Origin of the sequence: Arthrobacter sp. UYEF21, assembly GCF_040546085.1 — a bacterium.
Classification (GTDB): Bacteria; Actinomycetota; Actinomycetes; order Actinomycetales; family Micrococcaceae; genus Arthrobacter.
In genome coordinates, this window is the sequence record NZ_JBEPNF010000006.1 from 32,589 (window position 1) to 53,449 (window position 20,861).

The window sequence follows — 20,861 nt, forward strand, 5'->3', positions numbered from 1 at the left end:
GAATCGGGCTTCCGCATGACCAGTCAACTGGCGGCGTCAGACCTGTGACATGCCCCAGTTGCCTTAATACTGTAGAAGTAGAGTTATGCCATCCATGCCCGAATCCCGCCGTGCCGTTGTGATCGAGGACGACCCCGATATCCGTGGCCTCTTGGTCCGGGTCCTGGTCAAGCAGGGCTTCGAGGTAACCCAGGCCGAGGCCGGCCTCCCCGGAGTGGAAGAAGTCCGCCGCGCCAAGCCTGATCTGGTCACCCTGGACCTGAACCTCCCGGATCTGGACGGCCTGGAGGTGTGCAAGCTCCTGCGTGAGTTTTCGGACGCCTTTATTGTGATGCTGACCGCCCGTACCGATGAGCTGGACAAGCTCGCCGGCCTGGACAACGGCGCCGATGACTACATCAGCAAGCCGTTCAGCCCGCGCGAACTCCAGTCCAGGATCAACGCCCTGTTCCGCCGCCGGCAGCCGGCCACTGCCGTGGACACCGCCGCGCGCAGCGAGCTTGAGCGTGCCACCGAAGTCCAGCAAAGCCTCCTGCCCAAGGAGGACGTCCGGGTGGAGGGCTACGACCTCGCCGGCGTCTTCCGGCCCTCCCGCAGCGTGGGCGGGGACTTCTATGACTGGTACCGCACGTCGGACGGCCTGCACCTGACGTTCGCTGATGCCATGGGCAAGGGCATGGGTGCGGCCCTGATCGCGGCCACCGTCAGGGCCGTCATGCGCTCCACCGGGCACCGCCCGGACCTGGACGGGGCGTTCGCCTCCGCCGCCCGGACCATCGCGGCGGACCTCGATTCCTCCAACTCGTTCGCCACTCTCTTCCACGCCCGGCTGGATGCCGCGTCCGGCGTCGTGAATTATGTCGACGCCGGCCATGGCCTCGCCCTGCACGTCACCACCGCCGGTGCTGTCCACCGCCTGCCGAGCGGCGGTCCGCCCGTGGGCGCCTGGGCAGGCTCGGCCTGGCCGCAGGCCGCCATCGGCCTGGCCCCGGGCGATTCCCTGGTGGTGGTCAGCGACGGTGTGCTGGATGTCTTCGACTCCGTCGGGTCATTCACGGATGCCGTGCGCTCCGCCGCCCACGGACAGGCGTCCGCGCAGTCCGCGAGCGACGCCATCATGGCCCTGGCACCTGCCGAAACGGCCGAGGATGACGTCACAGTCGTCGTCGTCCGCCGCCTCCTGGCCGGAGCCGCAGCGTGAACCGCTCCTGGACCCGCGTGGTGGTGGTCCTGACCGTCATCTTCGGCCTGAACTACGTGGCCTGGCGCTGGGCGGCCTCGCTCAACTGGGATGCCTGGTGGATCGCCGTCCCCCTAGTGGTTGCCGAGACATACAGCCTGGTCGATGTGATGCTCTTTGGCATGACGGTGTGGAAACTGAAGATCCGCGAGGCCGCCCCAGTCCCGCCGTCGGACGCCACAGTTGATGTTTTTATCACCACATACAACGAAGACCTGGACATGGTCATGACCACCGCGCTGGCCGCCAAAAGGATCCGCCACCCGCACAGCACGTGGATCCTCGACGACGGCGCCCGGCCCGAACTCAAGGCCCTCGCCGAAGAGCACGGCCTGGGTTATGTGACCCGCAGCGAGGACTGGACGGCCAACGTGCCGCGCCACGCCAAGGCGGGCAACCTGAACAACGCCCTGATGGTCACCCACGGCGAATTCCTGCTGATCCTCGACGCGGACCAGATCCCGGAACCGGACATCCTGGAAAAGACCCTGGGGTACTTCAACAACCGCCGGGTGGCCCTGGTCCAGACCCCGCAGTACTTCAGCAACGTCCCCACGGACGATCCCCTCGGCAGCCAGGCTCCCCTCTTCTACGGCCCCATCCAGCAGGGCAAGGACGGCTGGAACGCGGCCTTCTTCTGCGGCTCCAACGCCATCCTGCGCCGCGAAGCCCTGATGCAGCTGGGCCTGGTGGGCTACGTCAAGGAAACCGAAAAGAGCATCCGCCGCGCGCTGACGGCCTCCCGTTCCGCCATCCGCCAGGCCCGGAAATCCGCCGATGTGGGCACTCCCCTGGTGTCTGAAGTGCTGGACGAGGTGGCGGCCGCCACCCTGGAAGCCCAGGCGCAGCTCGCCGCCGCCGAGCCCCTGGGCGAAATCACATACCGGGTCCGCCGGCGTGTGGACAACGCCGTCCAGATCCTGGTCCAGGCGGACATGTCCGCCCTGCAGGCGGACCTCGAGGAAATCGCCGCCATGGAACTTGCACACGTTGGCGACGCGGGCGTGCCCGTAGTGGCCGACGACGCCGTCCAGCGCATGGCAGCCCGCGACTGGTCGCCGCTGGGCGCACTGGAATCCGTGCAGGCCGTCCTGGACGCGCTGAACGTGGAGCGGAACGACGAAGCCCAGCCGGTGATGCCGCTGGCCACCATCTCCGTCACCGAGGACATGGCCACCGCCATGCGCATGCACGCCATGGGCTGGGAGAGCGTCTACCACCACGAAATCCTCGCCTACGGCCTGGCACCCGAGGACATCGCAACCATGCTCACCCAGCGCCTCCGCTGGGCGCAGGGAACCATCCAGGTGCTGCTCCGGGAGAACCCGCTGGTCCAGAAAGGCCTCAAGATCGGCCAGCGACTGATGTACTTCGCCACCATGTGGACCTACCTCAGCGGCTACGCGGCGGTCATCTACTTCGCCGCCCCCATCATCTACCTGCTGCTGGGCGTCCTGCCCGTCACGAGCCTCAGCTGGGACTTCTTCCTGAGGTTCATCCCGTTTATGGTGGCCAACCAACTGCTGTTCGCGGTGGCCGGCCGGGGGATCCCCACCTGGCGCGGCCAGCAGTACAGCCTCGCCCTATTCCCCACCTGGATCAAGGCGTGTTCGACGGCGGCCAAGAACGTCTGGTTCGGCCGCCCCCTCGGGTTCGCGGTGACGCCGAAAGCCCGCCAGACCGGCGGCCCCAGCTGGAGCCTGATCCGGCCCCAGCTCATCGTCGCCGCACTGCTGGCGGTTGCCGCCGTCGTCGGACTCGTCCGCCTCGCCACGGGACTGGCCGAGCCACTTGGCACTCTGGTGAACGTGGCCTGGGTTATTTTTGACCTGGTGGTCATGAGCATCCTGGTTCGGGCCGTTTTGTACAAGGGCTACGAACCCGCTGGGGACGTTGATGCTGGAGAGAGGAAACCCGATGGAGTTTAGTTACGAGGTCAAGGATTCGTACGCGGAGGTCAGAGCGGACGGGCGGCTGAACATGGTGTCCGCGCCGAAGCTGCGTGAGTTTGTCACCGACGTGATCGCCGGCGGTTCGTCGCGGATCGTGGTGAACCTTGAGAACACGGCGTTCATGGATTCGTCCGGACTCGGCGCACTGATCGGCTGCCTCAAGGCCGCCCGCCAGGCCGGCGGGGACCTGCGCATCGCGTCCGTCCAGCCGCAGGTGAAAATGGTGCTGGAGCTGACCAGCATGGACCGGGTACTCAATGCCTATGCCTCCGCGGACGACGCGTTCAGCAATGACTGACGTCCTGGCCCACCGCAGTTTCCGGGGCCTCGCCGCGGCAGAGGCCATCGAGGCCGTCCATGACGAACTGGACGGCCTCTGGAACGACGCCCCGTTTGTCGAGGCCATGGACCAGATGACGTTCACCACGGCCGTCATCGAATCGGCGTCGAACATTGTCCAGCACGCGCGCCCGGCCCAAACCCAACGGCGCGTGGAACTGGGCGTGGACATCAGTGTCCAGCCCACGCTCCTGCAGGCCCGGGTCAGCGCCTTCCATGCCAAGCCGCCGTTCGGCCCGCTGGAACCCGGCACCCCGGATGACGATTCCGAGTCCGGCCGCGGCCTGGCGCTCATCGAGGCGCTGGTGACCACCGTGAGCTTCGAACGGCAGGACGGCACCAACACCTGGATCCTGTCCAAGACGTCACAGTCCTAGGGACGGACGGCTTGTTCCGATAGTTCCCAGCGGAACAGTGCGGAAATGGTGGCGCCGCCCGCTGGCGTGTCCTGGATGTCCAGTTCCCCGCCATGGGCGTGCGCGATCCGCCGGCACGTCGCCAGGCCCAGGCCGGTACCTGGGCCGTCTCCTGCCCGGTTCAGCCTGACCAGGGGCTCCACGGCACGTTTCCTGTCCGCCTGCGGGATTCCCATGCCGTTATCCGAGACTCTGACCAGCACGCCGCGATCGCTGGCGGCTGCGCCCACGGTGACGCGGAGGTCACGCTCCGGGCTGCGGTAGTTCAGGGAATTGGCGATCAGGTTCTGGATTAGCGTCCGCAGCTGGGACCGGTCCGCGAGCAGTTCCGTGTCATCGCAGAAGATGCCGGACGCGGACCCAAGCTCCAGCCCCAGGTCATGTGCCGCTTCTTCGGTTACCGCCAGCAGCGAAACCCGTTCGCGGCGCAGGGCCCCGTCCACGCGGGAATATTCCAGCACATCCTCGAGGGTCTTCAGCATGCGCCGGCCACCGCCCCCGATGAACTCCAGGTACTCCATGGCCGGATGGCCCGGCGGGATATCCGGATCGTCCTCGGCGAGCTCCACGTAGCCCAGAATGGTGGTCAGCGGGATGCGGAGATCGTGGCTGACGCGCCCGGCGAACTCCCCCAGCATGGAGTTGCTGCGTTCCAGTTCCGTCAGCGCTTCGCTCAGCTGCAGGGTGCGGTGTTGCAGCTCAAGGACCTCCACCACCTGGTGGGCCAGCACTTCCAGCATCCCGATCTGCTCTGCCGTGGGGCTGGCGGGGCCGTCGGAGAAAATGCAGAGTGAGCCCAGTACAAAGCCTGAGGCCGTCTTCAGAGGAACGGACGCATAAAACCAGACCTTGGCGATCCGGCCCGTAACGAACGGGTTGTCGGCGAACCTCACGTCCTGGGACGCATCGGGCACCACGGTGGTCTGTCCGCTCAGGAAGACCTGGGCGCACATCGAGTCTTCCCGCGAGCACACGCCGGGGTCCACACCCGACGCCGCGATCTGCACCTGCTGATCCTCGGTGATGATGTTCACCACGCCGAACGGCACGGCACAGAGCCGGGCGGCCAGCGTGACCAGGTTGCTGAGCGCCCCGCCGGCTTCGGCATCGGGGAGCGCCGGCGGTCCGCCGGCGGACGCCGGGGCCAACCCATAGTCCTGTATCGCCGCTGTGCGGTCCGATTCCGCCGCTGTCCACCCGTATGTGACGGTCTCCATGCAGTGCTGTCCCCCTTGGTATGTCCCACGCCCCAGTCCTCCGCCGATGATATCGGCCTTCCCGGTTGCCCTATCACTCTGAGCTCCCATCCAGCGCGGTTTTGCCAGTTGTAATTGATGGGGCAACCGCAGGAATGAGTAGGCTGGATGGCATGCCTCCTGAAGAAACACCCGCCGAGCGGCGCCAGGTCACCGTCCGCCGGGCACCCAAATATGTGCCGTTCCTCATCCTCGGCGCGCTGGTGGGCGTCGCCGTCGCAGCCGTGGTGGCGTACGCGCTCCCCGGTGATGAAAGCTTTGAGCGCGGATCGGTGTTCGGCTTCTTCCTGGTCACCTTCGGTGCGGGCGGGGCCATCCTGGGCGCCGTGACGGCCCTGCTCCTAGACCGCTGGAGCGTCAGGCACCAGGAACGCGCCGTGGTGGAAGCCGTCCCTGATTCCGAGCCCGACGACGGTACCGGCCAGTAGGCTGCCTGCCGGCAGTCACAAACGTGGCCGCGGAAAAGTCTTACCCCATCTCGTGAGATAATCGACCGGTGGCACGCGGCGATGGAAAACTTTCTCATGATCTTCTCCCTGGCGAAAAAGGCCCTCAGGACGCTTGTGGCGTGTTCGGGGTCTGGGCACCAGGTGAAGAAGTAGCAAAATTAACCTATTACGGGCTGTATGCATTGCAGCACCGCGGTCAGGAGTCGGCTGGTATAGCTACCAGTGACGGCAAGCGGATCAACGTCTACAAGGACATGGGCCTCGTTTCCCAGGTTTTCGACGAGACCACGCTGAACACCCTGACCGGGCACCTGGCGGTGGGACACTGCCGCTACTCCACCACCGGAGCCAGCCACTGGGCCAACGCCCAGCCCACCCTCGGTGCCACCAGCACCGGGACCGTGGCACTTGCGCACAACGGCAACCTGACCAATACTGCCGAGCTCAACGCCATGATCATGGAACGCAACGGCGGCCAGCTCAGCGGCGAAATGAAGCAGGGCAACACCTCGGACACCGCCCTGGTCACCGCACTCCTGGAAGGCGAAGAGGGCAAGTCCCTCGAACAGACCGCCATGGAGCTGCTGCCGAAGATCAAGGGCGGCTTCTGCTTCGTCTTCATGGATGAAGGCACCCTCTACGCAGCACGCGACACCTACGGCATCCGCCCGCTGGTCCTCGGCCGGCTGGAACGCGGCTGGGTAGTTGCCTCCGAGCAGTCCGCCCTGGCCACCGTCGGCGCCAGCTTCATTCGTGAAATCGAACCGGGCGAATTTATCGCCATCGACGAGGCCGGCGTACGTTCCGAGCGCTTCGCGGAAGCGACGCCGGCCGGTTGCGTGTTCGAATACGTTTACCTCGCGCGTCCGGACGCGGCGATCGCCGGCCGTTCGGTGTACGAGTCCCGCGTGGAGATGGGTCGCCAGCTGGCCCGCGAAAACACCCAGGAAGCTGACATCGTCATCCCGGTTCCGGAATCCGGCACCCCTGCCGCTGTGGGCTACGCCGAGGAATCCGGCATCCCGTTCGCGCACGGCTTCGTCAAGAACTCCTACGTGGGACGCACGTTCATCCAGCCCTCCCAGACCCTCCGCCAGCTGGGCATCCGGCTCAAGCTGAACGCCCTTGAGTCCGTGATCCGCGGCAAGCGTGTTGTGGTGGTGGACGATTCGATCGTCCGCGGCAACACCCAGCGCGCCATCGTCCGGATGCTCCGGGAAGCCGGCGCCGCGTCCGTTCACGTGAAGATCTCCTCCCCGCCGGTGCAGTGGCCCTGCTTCTACGGCATCGACTTCGCCTCCCGCGCGGAACTGATCGCCAACGGCGCCACCATCGACGAAATCTCCCAGGCCATCGGCGCCGACTCGCTGGCCTACATCTCCGAAGACGGCATGATCGACGCCACCCGGCAGCCCCGCGAACGCCTCTGCACCGCCTGCTTCACCGGCAAATACCCCATCGAGCTCCCCGGCTCGGACAAACTGGGCAAGAACCTGCTGGAGCGCACCGACCTCGGCGGCCTGACGCCGTCGGCCGCTGCTCTCCCCGGCGCCACGGCCGCCCTGGCTGCACCCGTAGTCGACGACGGCGAGGACCCGGCGGAGAAGGCCGGAGCCACCGGCTGCGATCCGGGGCCGGACGCCGAGTTCGAGAACCTGCTCACCGAAGAAGACCACGTTCCCGCGATCCTCCACGAAGCCACCACCGGCGCCGACAAGAAAGAGTCCGTATGACTTCCGCAACCCCCGCCGCCGGCAACACTTCCGGGAACACCGCAGGCATCACGTACGCCTCTGCCGGTGTTGACGTTGAAGCCGGCGACCGCGCCGTTGAGCTGATGAAGGGTGCCGTGAAGGCCACCCACAACTCCTCCGTCATCGGTGGCGTGGGCGGCTTCGCAGGCCTGTACGATGTCTCGAAGCTGCTGACCTACAAGCGCCCGCTGCTGGCTACGTCCACCGACGGCGTGGGCACCAAGGTTGCCATCGCCCAGGCCATGGATATCCACGACACCATCGGCTTTGACCTGGTGGGCATGGTGGTGGACGACATCGTGGTGGTTGGCGCCGAGCCGCTCTACATGACCGACTACATCGCCTGCGGCAAGGTTGTCCCTGAGCGCATCGCAGACATTGTCCGTGGCATCGCCGCGGCCTGCTCAGTTGCCGGCACCGCCCTGGTGGGCGGCGAAACCGCCGAGCACCCCGGCCTGCTGGGCGAGCACGAGTACGACGTCGCCGGTGCTGCCACCGGTGTTGTCGAAGCCTCCGACCTCCTCGGCCCGGACCGCGTCCGCGCCGGCGACGTTGTCATTGGCATGGCCTCCTCCGGCCTGCACTCCAACGGCTACTCCCTGGTCCGCCGCGTCATCAACCACGCCGGCTGGGCCCTGGACCGCCAGGTCTCCGAACTCGGCCGCACCCTCGGCGAAGAGCTGCTGGAACCCACCCGCGTCTACGCCGCCGATTGCCTGGACCTGGCCCGCACCTTCCCGGTCAGCGGCTCCGCCGGCGGTGCAGCTGTGCACGGCTTCAGCCACGTCACCGGCGGCGGCCTGGCCGCCAACCTGGCCCGCGTCCTGCCGCAGGGCCTCGTGGCCACGGTGGACCGCGCCACCTGGGAACTGCCGGCCATCTTCAAGCTGGTCTCCGAGCTGGGCAACGTCCCGCTCGCCGACCTGGAGCGCACCCTGAACCTCGGCGTGGGCATGGTGGCCATCGTGTCCGCCGAAGCTGCCGACGCCGCCGTGGGCCGTCTCAACGACCGTGGCCTGCCGTCCTGGATCATGGGCACCGTCACAGCGGACTCGGATTCCATCCTCAAGTCCGGTCCGGACTACATCCAGGGCGCCAAGGGCGTGGACGGCGGCGCTGTCCGCCTGGTCAACGCCTACGCCTAGGGCGCTTAAACGAACGGGAACGCCCCGCATCCGCTCGTCAGCGGCTGCGGGGCGTTCCTGCTTAATATTCCGCCTCAGACCTCCAGCAGGCTGAACACGCCACCCTGCGGATCCTTGAGGGTTGCGGTGGCACCGGGAGCATCGTCCTCGTCAGACTCCGGCGCGATTAGTACATCCGCCCCGGCCGCCGCAGCCTTGCGCACGGCGTCGGCCACGTCGGAGACGCCAAAGTAGATCTGCCACCTCGCCGGAGCCTCAGCCGCGACGATCCCTGCCACTTCGGCACCGTTAACCATCAGCGTTGAGTAGGTCCCGCCGTCGTCCTGGGGATACTCGGTCACCTCGTGGCCGAACAGCTGCTGGAAGAACCCGACGGCGGCCTGCGGCTCGGGCGTCAGCAGTTCCGTCCAGGAGAGCGCACCCGGTTGGTTGTACCGGCCTGTCCCGGTGTGCGTTCCGGACTGCCAGACCCCGGTGGTCCCGCCGCCGGGAGGATCCACAAACACCATCACGCCGGTGTCCCCCACTTCCTCGGGGCCGAACTGCGCCGAGCCGCCGGCGTGCGGGACGTCCTCGGCCAGCCCTGCGGCGTCCTCCGCCGCGAAGTAGATGTTCCACTGGGCGTGGGTCCCCTGCGCCTCCTGGTGCGGGTTCTGCGGCGCGACTGTGGCCACCAGGTCCTCCCCCACGAACGCCTTGGCGTAGCTGCGGCCATCAGGGGTGGGCAGGTCCTTGAACGTCCAACCGAATACCGCTGCATAGAAGGCCTTGGCGGCGTCGACGTCCCGGGTCTGGACGTCGGCCCAGCACGGTTCGCCGTGCCGGTAGCGGGGAGTGGGGGAGTTCTCTGTCATGGGAGGTCCTTTCGCGGGCGGCACATCGCATCAGACTCCAGTCAACACCAAAAGGCCCGCCGCCTGCACCGGATTCCGGCACAGGCAACGGGCCTGATAACTGAGGCCAGCACCGCAGGTCCGCCCGGATCCGGGGTGCTGAAAAAAGAAGCGCTGTACCAGCGAACAGATGTGGCGTCCGAGTGTACTGCGGCGTCACGGGACCGGCTGCCCTACGGCGAATCCGGTTTGCGACAACTAGCCGATGCGACGGGTATGTACCTCGTCGTCGTCTTCTTCCACATCGTCCGCGTACTTATCCACATAAGCCGAATAGTCCGGTTCAACGGGCTCATTCGCGAAATGGCTTGTGGCTCGACCTTCAGGGCCCTTGAGCTCGCGCTGGAGGGCTGAATAGTCAGTGTTCGGGGAATAGTACTTAATATCCCGAGCCTGCTTGGTAGCTTTTGCCTTTTGACGGCCGCGCCCCATGGCGTGACCCCCTTTTGTACTCGGACCGGAGGTGGTCACCTTGGCTATCGGTGAGGCCCCGGAATGTTTGGTCAATTTGTCGTACACCTAGATTACATGCTTTCGGCGGCAGGTGCTTGCCAGCCTGTGCGTTCGACGGCCATGTCGGGTACCCTTACCGCGCCGAACCGCGGGTTGCGGGCTTTTTTGTTGGATAGAGTCTCTTCAACAGCTGCCGGTGCGGGTGCACGGAACGGCGCTCTGACAAGGCGAAACGGGAGGTATCCGGATGGACAACAGGGAACAGCATCCCATCCCGCCCAGACCTGCCGCCCCGCCCACAGCGGGTGTGCCACAGGTGGCAGCCCCGGCGGAAACAGCGGCAGAGACGGACGCAGCGACGGGCCACCCGCCGCGAAAACCCCGGCGGGTAGCATCCACTTCCCTCAAAGCAGTCTTTGCGGTGGTTCTGCTGGGGGTGGTGGCCGGGCTGGTGTGGCTCGCGAGCTGGCTCGGAGCAGAGACAACCGGCCCGCCCGCAGACCCGGGCTCCGGCGTCGTGGAGATTTTGCCCACTCGCCTGCCCACCCCGCCCGCACTTCCCCGCGACGGTGTAACTCCGCCGGACTACCGGCTGGGGGACTGCTTCAAGGACTTTGATGCTGCGGCGCTGCGGTCAACGGTGGTGGCCTGCGATACGGGCCACTCCGCCCAGCTGGTGGCCGTTTTCCGCTACCCGGGCAATGATTCTTACCCGGGCCGGGAAGCCCTCGCCGCCAAGGCCCTGGAAGCCTGTCAGGCGGCCAGGCTGGCACCTGCCGCCAATGACTACCCGCTGAACTTCCAGCGCGCGTACCCCAGCAGCACGAGCTGGGAATCGGGCGACCGCCGGGTGGACTGCTACGTCATGGCCGACGGCGGAAATGCGATCAACGCCAGCGTGCTCCCCTGACTGTTCAAGGGAGCACGACGTCGTTGCATCAGTTCCAGCGTCAGTGGATGTCTGAGGGGTGCTTCGCCAGGGGTGTGACCGAGATGTCCATGTACGGGAACAGCGGCAGGCCCGAAAGCATGTTGTGCAGTTCGTCACGCCGCCGCGGATGAAGTGGACCACCACGTAGGCTATGCCCAGTGCGCCGATGGCCAAGGCAAGGATCCGGCTGTTGTTGAGCTTGGACGCGATGGTGCCGGCGTCGACGTCAACCGCAAGGGGCTTGGTGGGTCCGGAGAAGTGCAGGGCCCGGTCGATCTCGGTGACCCGCTGGCGGGGCTTCGGACGGAGATCATCTCGGGTGACTCACCATTTGCCGGTCTGACCTCAGGGTGAGGAGTTGCCCCAAGGTACGTTTTGAACAATATCCAGTTCGGAAACGCCCCGCCAATCTAGACACCGGCTGTAGCCTCGGCCAGCTCCTTCTTTGTGCAGGTTAACCCTTTAGACCAGGATGCTCCTCCGATGTCGCAGCCCAGTGTCACTGATGTCATCTTCTTGTAAAGGGGGCGCACCATCCGTGGAACTTAGGGTTTCAATGCGGAGTAGCGCGCCGTCCACGGAGTTCGCTGCGGTGGAAGGCACGGGAGGCTGGGGGTCCCCCGTCGCCGCGCTTACCGGGCGCCAGGTCGACTTCTTTTGTAATCCAGGCCGCAGACGCTCCGCGCGTTCGAGCCGTCCCTTCATTCGGCGTCAACTTTGTTGTACTGCCGGCCCGCGGCCCATAGAGTCCTACTCACAGATCAAGAGTTCCAACATTGAGCCCTGGCTTGTTGGGCGGCAACCCTCTTCGTGGTGGGGTGCCCCAGGTGAAGATCCGGCCGCCTCGCAAAAGCGCTGCGGCAAGCATCGAGCCCGCTTCGGCGTGGCGTCCTCGTGGACGGAAATATTCCATGTCTTATCTCTGCCTGATCCTCTCCGGGGCTTCCGGCATTGTCCCTTTCGGCATCACCGCCCTTTACGTCGGGCTCAACGCCCTGCTCAGCTTGGGTCCGCCGGGCTCGGTTGGTTCTGCGCGCTGGTTGCCCTGCTCGCCGTCTTCTACGCCGCGGCCCTGGTGATCAGCAAAACCAGCCGTTCGCAGGCTCCCTGACAAGCCGCGCTCCGTACCAGCGGGGCGGCCGAACCGGTCTCCGCATAAAGACTCCACGAACAACTTCTCAGCAAAACAAAATCCACTTCCCGCAGAACATGAACGAAAGGCAATCCCATGACATCACTAACCGCCACCACCCCTGAGGCCGACTACGACACCCTCGCCAACCGGTTCCGTCCCATCTTCGCCCGCATTGCCGAGGGCGCCAGCGCCCGCGAGCAGGACCACCAACTGCCCTTCGCCGAAATCAAGGAACTCACCGCCTCAGGCTTCGGCGCCCTCCGTGTACCTGTGTCGGACGGCGGGTTCGGCGCCACACTGCCCCAGTTATTCCGCCTGCTCACCGAGCTTGCCGCCGCCGACTCGAACATTCCGCAGGCCCTGCGCGGCCACTTCGCGTTCGTCGAGGACCGTCTCGTCTCCACCGGCCCCCAGCGCGCCCTGTGGCTGGAGCGCTTCGTCAAGGGCGAGATCGCCGGCAACTCCTGGACCGAGGTCGGCACCGTCAAGATCGGCGACGTCCTCACCAAGGTCAGCCCGGACCATAAAAGCACCACAGGTGGTTTCAGGATCAACGGCACCAAGTACTACTCCACCGGCAGCATCTTCGCCGACTGGATCGACACCTTCGCCCAGCGCACAGACAACGACGTCAAGGTGATCGCCGTGGTTAACGCCCACCAGCCCGGCGTCGCGCACTCCGATGACTGGGACGGCTTTGGGCAGCGCACCACCGGCTCCGGCACCAGCACGTTTACGGACGCAGCCGTCGAGGCGGGGAACGTCATCGACTTCGACACCCGCTTCAAGTACCAGACCGCGTTCTACCAGGCCGTGCTCCTCGCCGTGCTGGCCGGAAGCATCAAGGCCGCGGAGCGGGAGATCGCCACCGAGGTCCGCAACCGGACGAGGATCTTTTCCCACGGCAACGCCGACTCCTTCGCAGCCGACCCGCAGATCCTCCAGGTCGTTGGCCAGGTATCGGCCCGAGCCTACGCAGCCGAAGCCACCCTCGAACGCGCCGCCCGCGCACTGCAGGGAGCCTACCAAGGCTCATTCTTGAACAACTCCGAAGAGGAAGAGCGCCTCAACGACCTCGCCGAACTCGAAACCGCCCAGGCGCAGGTCATCCTGACGGAGCTCTCCACCCGGGCTACCTCGGACATCTTCGACGCCCTCGCCGCCTCCGGCACCAGCACCAAGAAGAACCTGGACCGGCACTGGCGCAACGCCCGCACGGCCGCGAGCCACAACCCGTGGGTCTTCAAGGCCCGCATCGTCGGCGATTACGCCGTCAACGGCACCACTCCCCCGCGCGTCTGGTCCATCGGCGCCGCCCCCAAGGCCGACACCGCGAATTAGCCGGCCCTGCTTGGTGGTCTGCGGGCATACGAACGGCCATAGGGTGCTTCCGCCGGCCAGCCCCAGATCCGGGTATTGCTCTGCCGCCGGCCCCGCCCACCTACTTTTTCCGCCGGACCACCAGGCCGGTGCCGGCGGGAGCACCGCCGTCGGGCCCCGTCAGAGCCTCCTGCCCCTCGATGGTGAGTTCTTCGACGTCGGCCGCGGTGTCCACCTGCACAGTGTCGCCGTCCGCGATCTCACCGGACAGGATGGCTTTGGCCAGGCGGTCCCCGATCTCGCGCTGCACCAGCCGGCGGAGCGGCCGGGCACCGTACGCCGGATCGTAACCGGACATGGCCAGCCAGGCACGGGCGCCCTCGGACACCTCCAGGGTGAGCCTGCGGTCATGCAGCCGCTTTCCGAGTTCAGCCACCTGCAGTTCCACAATGTGGGACAGCTCGTCCACAGTCAGCGCGCCGAACAGCACCACCTCATCCAGCCGGTTCAGGAACTCCGGCTTGAACGACGCGTTGACGGTGGCCATGACGGCATTCCGCTTGGCCTGGGCGTCCAGGCTCTGGTCGACGAGGAACTGGCTGCCCAGGTTGGAGGTGAGCACCAGGATGGCGTTGCGGAAGTCCACGGTGCGGCCCTGGCCGTCGGTGAGGCGGCCGTCGTCGAGCACCTGCAGCAGGATGTCGAAGACCTCAGGGTGGGCCTTCTCCACCTCGTCGAGCAGGATCACCGAATACGGCCTACGGCGGACGGCCTCAGTCAGCTGGCCACCCTCCTCGTAGCCGACATAGCCCGGAGGTGCGCCCACGAGCCGTGCCACGGAGTGCTTCTCGCCGTACTCTGACATGTCGATCCGCACCATGGCGCGTTCGTCGTCGAAGAGGAAATCCGCCAGCGCCTTCGCGAGCTCAGTCTTGCCCACTCCCGTGGGTCCGAGGAACAGGAACGAACCCGTGGGGCGGTTGGGATCGCTGATCCCGGCCCGGGCGCGACGGACGGCGTCAGATACTGCCGTCACAGCCTTGGACTGGCCAATCAGCCGCTGGCCCAGTTCCTCCTCCATGTGCAGCAGCTTCTGGCTTTCGCCCTGCAGCATGCGTCCGGCAGGAATGCCGGTCCAGGCGGAAATGACCTCCGCGATGTCGTCGGCGGTCACTTGCTCAGCCACCATCTGGGCGGACTTGTCGGTCACGGCCGCTTCGGCCTCGGTGGCGGCGTTCAGTTCGCGCTCCACGGCCGGAATTTCGCCGTAGAGCACGCGTGACGCCGTCTCCAGGTCGCCCTCGCGGGCCGCCTTGTCGTACGCACTCCGGAGTTCGTCGAGCTTCGCCTTCAGGTCGCCCACCCGGTTCAGGCCGGCCTTTTCGGCTTCCCACCGGGCGTTGAGCGCGTCCAGCTCTTCTGTCTTGTCCGCCTTGTCGGCGCGGAGGGCAGCCAGGCGCTCCACCGAGGCGGCGTCTTTTTCGTTTTCGAGGGCAAGCTCCTCCATGGTGAGGCGGTCGACGGCGCGGCGCAACTGGTCGATTTCCTCCGGCGCGGAGTCAATCTCCATCCGCAGCCGGGAGGCGGCCTCGTCCACCAGGTCGATGGCCTTGTCCGGCAGTTGGCGGCCCGAGATGTAGCGGTTGGACAGTGTGGCAGCGGCCACCACGGCAGAGTCGGCGATGGTCACCTTGTGGTGGGCTTCGTAGCGTTCCTTGAGTCCGCGGAGGATGCCGATGGTGTCCTCGACGCTCGGCTCACCCACGTAGACCTGCTGGAACCGGCGCTCCAGTGCCGGGTCCTTTTCGATGTTCTCGCGGTACTCATCGAGCGTGGTGGCACCGATCAGCCGCAGCTCCCCCCGGGCCAGCATGGGCTTGAGCATGTTTCCGGCATCCATGGAGGACTCGCCCGTGGCACCGGCGCCCACCACGGTGTGGATCTCGTCGATAAACGTGACGATCTGCCCTTCGGAGTGCTTGATCTCCTCCAGGACCGCTTTCAGCCGCTCCTCGAACTCGCCGCGGTACTTGGCTCCGGCCACCATGGAGGCCAGGTCCAAGGCGATAAGCGTTTTGCCGCGCAGGCTTTCGGGGACATCGTTGGCCACGATCCGCTGGGCCAGGCCCTCGACGACGGCCGTTTTGCCCACGCCAGGTTCGCCGATGATCACCGGGTTGTTTTTGGTGCGGCGGCTCAGCACCTGGATGATGCGCCGGATCTCGGTGTCGCGGCCAATGACCGGGTCCAGCTTGCCCGCACGTGCCATCGCGGTGAGGTCGGTGCCAAACTTTTCCAGCGACTGGAACGTGTTTTCGGGGTCGGGGCTGGTGACCTTGCGGTCACCGCGGACACCCGGCAGGGCGGCCAGAAGCGCCTCATGGGAGGCACCGGCGTCGCGCATTAACCGGCCGACGGCGTCACTTCCGGCGGAGAGCCCCAGCAGCAGCACTTCGGTGGACACGAAGGTGTCACCGAGGCGGTCGGCCTCGGTTCTGGCGTTCTGCATGGCCTGCAGCGCGGGCCGGGACAGCTGGGCCTGCTGCGTGGAGCTGCCCGAGGTTGCCGGGAGTGCCTTGATGGCACCGCTCGCCTGCACGCTCACGGCGTCCGGGTCGGCACCGGTGGCGCGGAGAAGCGCGACGGAGACACCGTCCCGCTGGTCCATCAGCGCCTTGAGCAGGTGGGCCGGCTCGACCTGCGGGTTCCCTGCCGTGGAGGCGTTCATGGCTGCTGCCGAAAGAGCCTCCTGGCTCTTGGTGGTGAATTTGATGTCCAAAGAGAGCTCCTTCCGGGATGTTCAATAACTAAGTTGAGTCTACTACGCTCAACTTTGATGTTTGCAACATCATCAGCATTTTTGCCCTTCAGTGACATCACCGGGGCTCCCGCAGAGTAGTGTCTTTGCACTGTATCGCCGCCCCGATGATCTACCTAGGACACGGGTGTGACCGGGGACCTTTGTTCCGCGCGCGCATTCCAGCGCCGGATGCGATCGCTTCAGGGTACCTAATTACTACTTTTCGGTATGCCTAACTTTGGTCTATCCTCGGAATATCAGCGCGCCCCAATGACGAGGAATGATCGATGGCAGTTACCACCCTTCGCGAGCGCCCGGTGACCCGGGTCTGGTCCAGGCTCCTATTGCTGGGTCCCGCGTTTGTGGCTGCCATAGCTTATGTGGACCCGGGCAACGTGGCCGCCAACCTCACAGCCGGGGCGAGCTTCGGGTACCTGCTGGTGTGGGTGCTCGTCATGGCTAATGCGATGGCCGTTCTGGTGCAATACCAGTCTGCGAAGCTGGGGCTGGCCACGGGGATGAGCCTGCCGGAGATTCTGGGCAAGCGTCTTGGGAACGGTCGGCGGCGGGCGTACTGGGTGCAGGCGGAGATCGTCGCCGGTGCCACGGACATGGCCGAGGTCATCGGCGGTGCGGTGGCCTTGAATCTGCTGTTCGGACTTCCGCTGCTGACCGGCGGCGTCATCATTGGACTGGCATCGATGGTGTTGCTCGCGCTGCAGTCCCACCGGAGCCAAAAGTCCTTTGAGCTCGCGATCCTGGCCCTGCTTGGCGTGATCGCCGTCGGATTCGTCTCCGGTTTGTTCGTAAACCCGCCGGACGCCGGCAGCGCCCTGTCCGGGCTTGTGCCGCGGTTCGAGGGAACTGATACCGTCCTGCTCGCGGCAAGTATGCTCGGGGCCACGGTGATGCCACACGCGATCTACCTGCATTCGGCCCTCGCCCGGGACCGGCACGGCTTTTCCGAGGACCCGGCGGTGCGGACCCGGCTGATTCGGGCCACGAGATACGACGTCGGCGGCGCCCTCCTGCTGGCCGGCGTGGTGAATATCGCGATGCTGCTGCTGGCGGCGTCCAGCCTGCGCGGGGTGGAGGGCACCGATACGATCGCCGGGGCGCACGCAGCGGTGACGGCGGCGTTGGGGCCCGGGATCGGCGTCGTCTTCGCGATTGGTTTGCTGGCCTCGGGGCTGGCCTCCACGTCCGTGGGATGTTACGCCGGGGCCACTGTCATGGGCGGGCTGCTGAAGATCCGCGTGCCGCTGCTCATCCGGCGCGTGATCACCCTGATCCCTGCACTGGTGATTCTGGGCGCCGGAATCGAGCCGACCCTGGCCTTGGTTCTTAGCCAGGTCCTGCTTAGCTTCGGGATCCCCTTCGCACTGATTCCGCTGATTCGGCTCACGGGCAAACGTGAGGTGATGGGCATCCACACGGACTCCCGTCCGCTGAAGATCGCCGGCTGGACCAGTGCGACGCTCATCGTCGGCCTGAACTGCGTGCTGATCGTCCTCACTGTGCTCGGCCCGTCCTGACCGTGTTTGTTACCCGGAGTTTTTGTCCAGATAATCTTCCAAATGGCGCCCCCGCAGCAGATTATCTGGACAAAAACTCGGGGGATGGCGCCGCTCAGGCGGGGTAGATAGCCACGGTGCCGGCCTTGATCACGAAGTAGACCCGCGCGCCCGGCGAGAGCGCGAGATCCGACGCGGCTGCCGGGGTGATATCGGCGCTCAGTTGCCCGTTTTCGCCGGCGCGGACGCGGATCTGGTCCCCGTGCGGCTCCAGGTCGGTCACGGTCACGGGGAAGGAGTTGCGCGGGCTGCCGTGCGCCTCGGACACGAAAATGGAAACGGCCGACGGCGGGAAGACCGCCACGCCCGCCTGTCCGGCGGGCAGCGGGCCGGGCAGGTCGTGGTGCTGGCCGTAGAACTCCAGCCCGTCCGCCCGGAGGCCGTGGTCCGTGATCTGCCCCGCCACAAAGTTGAGCCCGGCGAGCCCGGCGGCGAACCGGCTGTGCGGCCGCTGCAGGACCTCGCGGGTGGGGCCTTCCTCGCTGATCCGGCCATTTTCAAGGATCACCACGCGGTGGGCCAGCATCAGGGCATCGAGGACGTCGTGGGTGATGATGATGGCGCGCCGGCCGGCCAGTACGCGCTTGAGCAGGCGCCGGAGCAGTGGCGCGGCGTGGATGTCCAGTGCAGCCATCGGCTCGTCCAGCAGGAGGAGTCCGGGGTCGGCCGCAAGCGCCCGGGCCACCGCCACGCGCTGCGCCTGCCCGCCGGACAGCTCTGCGGGGCGCCTGGCCTGGAGCTCCGAGGCCTCGACTTCCGCGAGCCACAGCAGGGCGGATTTCCTGGCGGCTTCCCTCGAGGCGCCCGCACTCCGGGGCCCGAACGCGACGTTGTCCAGCACGCTCAGGTGTGGAAAAAGCAGCGGTTCCTGAGCCAGGAGGGCGGTGCCGCGGCGGTGTGGTGCAGTCCATGATCCGCGGCCCGCGGCGAGGTTGAAAAGGCTTCTGCCGTCCAGTTCAGCTGTGCCCGAGTCCGGATGCAGGAGGCCGGCGACGACGTTGAGCAAGGTGGATTTGCCCGCGCCGTTGGGCCCCATCACGGCCACTGTTTCGGCCGGTCCGACGCCCAGGGACACCTCGAATCCCCGATCAGCCACGGCTGCCCGGACCCGGAACGTCACGGGACCGCACCGCCAGCGGCGGGCGCCGCCGTCGTACTCCCGGAGGTGGCCTGCCTGGCCGCCCGGGGGCTGCGGTAGGCGAGCGCCACCACGGCCACCGCGACGGCTACGAGGACCAGGGAAAGTGCGACGGCGGCGTCGGCGTCCGTTTCGCGCTGCAGGTAGATTTCCAGCGGCAGGGTCCGGGTTACACCCTGGAGGCTGCCCGCGAAGGTGAGGGTGGCGCCGAATTCGCCCAGGCTGCGGGCGAAGGACAGGACCGCGCCGGAGGCAACGCCGGGCAGCACCAGCGGCAGCGTGACGCGGCGCAATACGGTGCTGGGGCTGGCGCCGAGGGTGGCGGCCACGGCTTCGTATTTGGGGCCGGCGATGCGCAGTGCCCCCTCGAGGCTGACCACCAGGAATGGCAGGGCAACGAAAGCCTGGGCAAGGACCACGGCGGTGGTGGAGAATGCGATCTGCAGGCCCGCGACTTCGAGTGTCCGGCCCAGCAGTCCCTGCCGGCCGAACGTGTACAGCAACGCGATGCCGCCCACCACCGGCGGCAGCACCAGCGGCAGCAGGACCAGCGAGCGCAGCACCCGCTGGCCGGGGAAACTGCCGCGGGCCAGGACCAGCGCGAGCGGCACCCCCAGGACGATGCATAGGACTGTGCTGGCGGCTGAGGTACGCAGGCTTAGGCCGAGGGCCGTCAGCGAGGATTCCGAGGTGACCAGCGGGATGAACTGGGCCCAGTTGACCTTGGCCACCATCGCCGCCAGCGGGAGCACCACCAACAGCGCCCCGCCGGCCGCGACGGCGTAGATCCAGGCGGGGATGCCGGTGTAGGTTGCGGCTTTACGGGCGGTCATGGGATCCTACGGCTTGCCGAAGCCGGCCGTTGCGAGGGCTGCCTGGCCTTCGGCGCCGAGGACAAACTCCACAAACCGGTGGGCCGCAGGCTTGTTCCCGGCGCCGTTCACCGCGCCGATGGGATACGTGTTGACGGCCTTGGCGGCCTCGGGAAACGGGATCTCATTTACCTTGGCCCCTGCGCTCTTGGCGTCAGTGACGTAGACCAGTCCGGCATCGGCCTCCCCCGACGTGATCTTGCCCAGGACGTCGGTGACCGAGGATTCCTCGCTCACCGGGCTGAGCGTGGTGCCAGTATCCTGCTCGATGGCCCGGGCTGCGGCGCCGCACGGGACCTGGCTGGCGCAGGCCACCACTTTGACGCCAGACCTGGCGAGGTCGCTGAAGCCGGTGAGGCCTGCGGGGTTGCCGGGCGGGACCACGATGGTCAGGGTGTTGGTGGCGAAGTTCCTGGGCTCGCCGTCCACCAGGCCCTCGCCCGTGAGTTTGTCCATGGTCCGGGTGTCCGCGGAGGCAAAGACATCGGCCGGGGCGCCCTGGGTGATTTGGGTGGCGAGATCGGCCGAACCCGCGAAGCTGAGGACGACGTCCGTCCCCGGGTTCTCCGCCTCGAACCTTCCGGCCAGGTCCGTGAAGGCGGCTTTGAGGGACGCGGCGGCAAAAACGGTGACGGTGCCCGCGGCGCCTGACGCGGCGCCGTCGTCCGTTCCGCCCTGCCCTGCGGCGCCTCCCTGACCAACCGCGGCGCAGCCGGCGAGCACCAGGGCGAGCACCAGCGCCATGGCAGCAAGGGCGCCGCGCCTCATGCGGAGCCCTTTCCGTGCAGGGTTTCGATGATGACAGTGGTGGCCTTGACCACCGCGGTGGCCACAGAGCCGAGTTCCAGGCCGAGATCGCGGACGGCTTCGCTGCTCATGAGCGAGACCACGCGGAACGGGCCGCACTGGAGCTCCACCTGCGCCATCACTGTGTCGGCGGTGATGCCGGTGACCAGGCCGACGAACCGGTTGCGCGCTGAACTGCCGCTGCGGTGCGGATCGTCAGGAAGCTGGGCGAGATTCTGGGCGTGCCGGGCAAGTTCCAGGCCGTCCACTGCCAGCCGGCCGGCGTCGTCCTTGATGGCGGTGAGGGTGCCGTTGTCTGTCCAGCGCCTGATGGTGTCGTCGCTGACGCCCAGGAACCTGGCTGCTTCGGAGACGCGAATAGTGGGCATTTGCCCATAATAGTCCGCA

20 protein-coding genes, 1 pseudogene and 1 riboswitch are annotated in these 20,861 nt (G+C 66.6%); of the genes and pseudogenes, 11 read left to right on the forward strand and 10 right to left on the reverse strand.

Features of this window, described 5'->3' with window-relative positions; all coding sequences use genetic code 11:
- The first annotated feature begins 85 nt into the window (after positions 1 to 85).
- The 4 genes from ABIB27_RS08570 to ABIB27_RS08585 are packed head-to-tail and all read left to right on the forward strand — an operon-like array spanning position 86 to position 3,908.
- Positions 86 to 1,201 (forward strand): PP2C family protein-serine/threonine phosphatase, encoded by a 1,116-nt coding sequence (locus ABIB27_RS08570; RefSeq protein ID WP_354215640.1) that lies wholly within the window; start codon positions 86 to 88, stop codon positions 1,199 to 1,201.
- Positions 1,198 to 3,168 (forward strand): glycosyltransferase family 2 protein, encoded by a 1,971-nt coding sequence (locus ABIB27_RS08575; protein WP_354253792.1) that lies wholly within the window; start codon positions 1,198 to 1,200, stop codon positions 3,166 to 3,168. The genes ABIB27_RS08570 and ABIB27_RS08575 overlap by 4 nt, the downstream gene beginning before the upstream one ends.
- Entirely contained in the window at positions 3,158 to 3,490 is a 333-nt protein-coding gene (locus ABIB27_RS08580; RefSeq protein ID WP_354253793.1) for an STAS domain-containing protein, read from the forward strand. The genes ABIB27_RS08575 and ABIB27_RS08580 overlap by 11 nt, the downstream gene beginning before the upstream one ends.
- Positions 3,483 to 3,908 (forward strand): ATP-binding protein, encoded by a 426-nt coding sequence (locus ABIB27_RS08585; RefSeq protein ID WP_354215643.1) that lies wholly within the window; start codon positions 3,483 to 3,485, stop codon positions 3,906 to 3,908. The genes ABIB27_RS08580 and ABIB27_RS08585 overlap by 8 nt, the downstream gene beginning before the upstream one ends.
- Here ABIB27_RS08585 and ABIB27_RS08590 read toward each other — a convergent pair.
- Positions 3,905 to 5,164, reverse strand: a complete 1,260-nt coding sequence (locus tag ABIB27_RS08590) for a GAF domain-containing sensor histidine kinase (RefSeq protein WP_354253794.1) — start codon at positions 5,162 to 5,164, stop codon at positions 3,905 to 3,907. The two genes, ABIB27_RS08585 and ABIB27_RS08590, sit on opposite strands and share 4 nt — an antisense overlap.
- A gap of 152 nt (positions 5,165 to 5,316) precedes the next feature.
- Between ABIB27_RS08590 and ABIB27_RS08595 the strand changes: the two genes are divergently transcribed.
- The 3 genes from ABIB27_RS08595 to purM all read left to right on the forward strand — a co-directional run bounded on the left by ABIB27_RS08595 (position 5,317) and on the right by purM (position 8,551).
- The gene (locus tag ABIB27_RS08595) at positions 5,317 to 5,631 is read left to right on the forward strand and encodes a hypothetical protein (protein ID WP_354253795.1); all 315 of its coding nucleotides are present in this window, start codon (positions 5,317 to 5,319) and stop codon (positions 5,629 to 5,631) included.
- Positions 5,632 to 5,699: 68 nt separating this feature from the next.
- Complete coding sequence (gene purF, locus ABIB27_RS08600; protein ID WP_354253796.1) at positions 5,700 to 7,385, forward strand: amidophosphoribosyltransferase; 1,686 nt, start codon at positions 5,700 to 5,702, stop codon at positions 7,383 to 7,385.
- Positions 7,382 to 8,551: a phosphoribosylformylglycinamidine cyclo-ligase gene (gene purM, locus ABIB27_RS08605; protein WP_354253797.1), complete on the forward strand. Its 1,170-nt coding sequence runs from the start codon at positions 7,382 to 7,384 to the stop codon at positions 8,549 to 8,551. Before purF ends, purM begins: the two co-directional genes overlap by 4 nt.
- Positions 8,552 to 8,625: 74 nt before the next feature.
- Here the strand turns inward: purM and ABIB27_RS08610 are convergent, their stop codons facing one another.
- Entirely contained in the window at positions 8,626 to 9,405 is a 780-nt protein-coding gene (locus tag ABIB27_RS08610) for a VOC family protein (RefSeq protein WP_354253798.1), read from the reverse strand.
- A 237-nt stretch (positions 9,406 to 9,642) separates the two neighbouring features.
- Positions 9,643 to 9,876 carry a DUF3073 domain-containing protein gene (locus ABIB27_RS08615; protein ID WP_354253822.1) on the reverse strand — a complete coding sequence of 78 codons (234 nt, stop codon included), beginning with the start codon at positions 9,874 to 9,876 and terminating at the stop codon, positions 9,643 to 9,645.
- Between the two features lie 268 nt (positions 9,877 to 10,144).
- Here ABIB27_RS08615 and ABIB27_RS08620 point away from each other — a divergent pair, with 268 nt between their 5' ends.
- A complete protein-coding gene (locus ABIB27_RS08620; protein ID WP_354215649.1) occupies positions 10,145 to 10,807 on the forward strand; it encodes a septum formation family protein in 663 nt (220 codons plus the stop codon).
- Between the two features lie 40 nt (positions 10,808 to 10,847).
- Here ABIB27_RS08620 and ABIB27_RS08625 read toward each other — a convergent pair whose 3' ends face one another.
- On the reverse strand, positions 10,848 to 10,937 hold the full coding sequence (locus ABIB27_RS08625) for a muconolactone Delta-isomerase family protein (RefSeq protein WP_502909156.1): 90 nt from the start codon (positions 10,935 to 10,937) through the stop codon (positions 10,848 to 10,850).
- Positions 10,938 to 11,002: 65 nt separating this feature from the next.
- A pseudogene (locus tag ABIB27_RS08630) lies at positions 11,003 to 11,104 on the reverse strand (hypothetical protein); the annotation flags it as partial.
- A 483-nt stretch (positions 11,105 to 11,587) separates the two neighbouring features.
- Positions 11,588 to 11,701, forward strand: a riboswitch (SAM riboswitch).
- Between the two features lie 38 nt (positions 11,702 to 11,739).
- Between ABIB27_RS08630 and ABIB27_RS08635 the strand changes: the two are divergent.
- Both ABIB27_RS08635 and ABIB27_RS08640 read left to right on the forward strand, forming a co-directional pair.
- Positions 11,740 to 11,907, forward strand: coding sequence for a hypothetical protein (locus tag ABIB27_RS08635; protein WP_354253799.1), 168 nt, complete (start codon positions 11,740 to 11,742; stop codon positions 11,905 to 11,907).
- 149 nt (positions 11,908 to 12,056) lie between these two features.
- Positions 12,057 to 13,304 carry an acyl-CoA dehydrogenase family protein gene (locus tag ABIB27_RS08640; RefSeq protein ID WP_354253800.1) on the forward strand — a complete coding sequence of 416 codons (1,248 nt, stop codon included), beginning with the start codon at positions 12,057 to 12,059 and terminating at the stop codon, positions 13,302 to 13,304.
- A 100-nt stretch (positions 13,305 to 13,404) separates the two neighbouring features.
- Here ABIB27_RS08640 and clpB read toward each other — a convergent pair whose 3' ends face one another.
- The gene (clpB, locus tag ABIB27_RS08645; RefSeq protein WP_354215652.1) at positions 13,405 to 16,062 is read right to left on the reverse strand and encodes an ATP-dependent chaperone ClpB; all 2,658 of its coding nucleotides are present in this window, start codon (positions 16,060 to 16,062) and stop codon (positions 13,405 to 13,407) included.
- A 308-nt stretch (positions 16,063 to 16,370) separates the two neighbouring features.
- Here clpB and ABIB27_RS08650 point away from each other — a divergent pair, with 308 nt between their 5' ends.
- Positions 16,371 to 17,618 carry an Nramp family divalent metal transporter gene (locus ABIB27_RS08650; RefSeq protein ID WP_354215653.1) on the forward strand — a complete coding sequence of 416 codons (1,248 nt, stop codon included), beginning with the start codon at positions 16,371 to 16,373 and terminating at the stop codon, positions 17,616 to 17,618.
- A 94-nt stretch (positions 17,619 to 17,712) separates the two neighbouring features.
- On the opposite strand, the gene ABIB27_RS08655 is transcribed toward ABIB27_RS08650, so the two are convergent.
- From ABIB27_RS08655 to ABIB27_RS08670, 4 genes are read right to left on the reverse strand one after another with little or no spacing between them, the layout of a single operon-like run.
- Positions 17,713 to 18,777, reverse strand: coding sequence for a sulfate/molybdate ABC transporter ATP-binding protein (locus ABIB27_RS08655; RefSeq protein WP_354215654.1), 1,065 nt, complete (start codon positions 18,775 to 18,777; stop codon positions 17,713 to 17,715).
- The gene (locus ABIB27_RS08660; protein WP_354215655.1) at positions 18,774 to 19,628 is read right to left on the reverse strand and encodes an ABC transporter permease; all 855 of its coding nucleotides are present in this window, start codon (positions 19,626 to 19,628) and stop codon (positions 18,774 to 18,776) included. Before ABIB27_RS08660 ends, ABIB27_RS08655 begins: the two co-directional genes overlap by 4 nt.
- A 6-nt stretch (positions 19,629 to 19,634) precedes the next feature.
- On the reverse strand, positions 19,635 to 20,435 hold the full coding sequence (gene modA, locus ABIB27_RS08665; protein WP_354215656.1) for a molybdate ABC transporter substrate-binding protein: 801 nt from the start codon (positions 20,433 to 20,435) through the stop codon (positions 19,635 to 19,637).
- The gene (locus ABIB27_RS08670) at positions 20,432 to 20,842 is read right to left on the reverse strand and encodes a TOBE domain-containing protein (protein WP_354215657.1); all 411 of its coding nucleotides are present in this window, start codon (positions 20,840 to 20,842) and stop codon (positions 20,432 to 20,434) included. Before ABIB27_RS08670 ends, modA begins: the two co-directional genes overlap by 4 nt.
- Positions 20,843 to 20,861: the final 19 nt, after the last annotated feature.

What these genes read in the sequence shown, in the direction of transcription:
- ABIB27_RS08570 (WP_354215640.1), top strand. Translation starts at nt 86, where the DNA reads ATGCCATCCATGCCCGAATCCCGCCGTGCCGTTGTGATCGAGGACGAC.
- ABIB27_RS08580 (WP_354253793.1), top strand. Translation starts at nt 3,158, where the DNA reads ATGGAGTTTAGTTACGAGGTCAAGGATTCGTACGCGGAGGTCAGAGCG.
- ABIB27_RS08585 (WP_354215643.1), top strand. Translation starts at nt 3,483, where the DNA reads ATGACTGACGTCCTGGCCCACCGCAGTTTCCGGGGCCTCGCCGCGGCA.
- ABIB27_RS08590 (WP_354253794.1), bottom strand. Translation starts at nt 5,164, where the DNA reads ATGGAGACCGTCACATACGGGTGGACAGCGGCGGAATCGGACCGCACA.
- ABIB27_RS08595 (WP_354253795.1), top strand. Translation starts at nt 5,317, where the DNA reads ATGCCTCCTGAAGAAACACCCGCCGAGCGGCGCCAGGTCACCGTCCGC.
- purM (WP_354253797.1), top strand. Translation starts at nt 7,382, where the DNA reads ATGACTTCCGCAACCCCCGCCGCCGGCAACACTTCCGGGAACACCGCA.
- ABIB27_RS08610 (WP_354253798.1), bottom strand. Translation starts at nt 9,405, where the DNA reads ATGACAGAGAACTCCCCCACTCCCCGCTACCGGCACGGCGAACCGTGC.
- ABIB27_RS08615 (WP_354253822.1), bottom strand. Translation starts at nt 9,876, where the DNA reads ATGGGGCGCGGCCGTCAAAAGGCAAAAGCTACCAAGCAGGCTCGGGAT.
- ABIB27_RS08620 (WP_354215649.1), top strand. Translation starts at nt 10,145, where the DNA reads ATGGACAACAGGGAACAGCATCCCATCCCGCCCAGACCTGCCGCCCCG.
- ABIB27_RS08635 (WP_354253799.1), top strand. Translation starts at nt 11,740, where the DNA reads ATGTCTTATCTCTGCCTGATCCTCTCCGGGGCTTCCGGCATTGTCCCT.
- ABIB27_RS08640 (WP_354253800.1), top strand. Translation starts at nt 12,057, where the DNA reads ATGACATCACTAACCGCCACCACCCCTGAGGCCGACTACGACACCCTC.
- ABIB27_RS08650 (WP_354215653.1), top strand. Translation starts at nt 16,371, where the DNA reads ATGGCAGTTACCACCCTTCGCGAGCGCCCGGTGACCCGGGTCTGGTCC.
- ABIB27_RS08660 (WP_354215655.1), bottom strand. Translation starts at nt 19,628, where the DNA reads ATGACCGCCCGTAAAGCCGCAACCTACACCGGCATCCCCGCCTGGATC.
- modA (WP_354215656.1), bottom strand. Translation starts at nt 20,435, where the DNA reads ATGAGGCGCGGCGCCCTTGCTGCCATGGCGCTGGTGCTCGCCCTGGTG.
- ABIB27_RS08670 (WP_354215657.1), bottom strand. Translation starts at nt 20,842, where the DNA reads ATGCCCACTATTCGCGTCTCCGAAGCAGCCAGGTTCCTGGGCGTCAGC.